Source organism: Bacteroidia bacterium (genome assembly GCA_026932145.1).
Classification (GTDB): Bacteria; Bacteroidota; Bacteroidia; order J057; family JAIXKT01; genus JAIXKT01.
In genome coordinates, this window is record JAIXKT010000065.1 from 3,164 (window position 1) to 4,318 (window position 1,155).

Below are 1,155 nucleotides of genomic sequence, written 5' to 3' on the forward strand. Positions count from 1 at the left end.
GGTTGGACGGCTTCGCCGTCCCCGCCCCAGCGCAGGTAACGCAAACCGTTGGGCAGGTATTTCTAAAAGCAAAAAGGGTTTGTAATATCAATGTCCAAGCGAAAGAATAGTATTTCACCATCTGTGGCAACAATTACTGCATCCGTAATTACTTTCTTCGGTATTGTTGTAACTGGCTATTTTTCTATTCGTTCCGCCGAGAGACCAGTGGAATTGGCTATTTCGGCTACTCAAACAGCAGGCGCAGTCATAACAAGCGTTCCTACTGTTATAAATACCTCTACTCCGCAAACAGTATCGCCGAATAGTTCCGTTGTAGAGATTATCAGCGCGAATGTTTTGAAACCAACACAAGACGAAACTCATCCATTATTCAAAGGAGAGTACGAATTTGCCATTTATTCTGCCGAACCAATTGTTATAGAATTCACTGTGATAAATAATGAGGGAAAGCCAATAGACACCAAACAAGTTTTCACTGTTCCCGATAAGGGGTTTGAAGTCTTACTTTATTTGCCAGATTACACATACAAGACTTTTTCTATTTCACCAGTGAATCTAGATTCATCTTTGAATAATCGGTATTATGGAAAAATCAATATTCCGCCTTCTGGAATGGGGTTTTTGGAAGGTGAATACATTTTAGAGATAAAACCCAATTTGCAATATATCAATCCATCGTTTCAGTTTGATGAAAAATCTTATTTAGTAAAATTCCATGTAAAAAATATTCTCGACACCGGAAGGATTTTCACAGAAGTATTCACTGCCTTTGTCATATTCCTAGTTTCTGGAATTGCATTATTGAATTTTTATGTTCATAGGTATTTCGCTCAAAAGCCCAAGAGTCTGTAACCCAAAAACCTGCCCAACACAGCGTGCACCTGACGCTGGGGATTCGGCGCACATTCCAAGCGGTTTTCTACGCCTTTTCATTTTTCTGGTTGGACGGCTTCGCCGTCCCCGCCCCAGCGCAGGTAACGCAAACCGTTAGGTGTGTGTTTCGTTAAGGCATTTGGCTATTTCGCTAAAGCAAGTTGGCTTTTCAAATCAGCGTTCTTAATCAAGTTTAGGTTTTCAGCAAAAGTTTCAGTTCGTTCAAGTCAGGCTCTTTTGCAAAAGTAGTTTTCTAAGTTCTCGTTTCTCGAAAATCAG

General features: G+C 40.6%; 1 protein-coding gene. It reads left to right on the forward strand.

Annotated features, from left to right (window positions below):
• The first annotated feature begins 123 nt into the window (after positions 1 to 123).
• Positions 124 to 855: a hypothetical protein gene (locus LC115_13710; GenBank protein MCZ2357724.1), complete on the forward strand. Its 732-nt coding sequence runs from the start codon at positions 124 to 126 to the stop codon at positions 853 to 855.
• Positions 856 to 1,155: the final 300 nt, after the last annotated feature.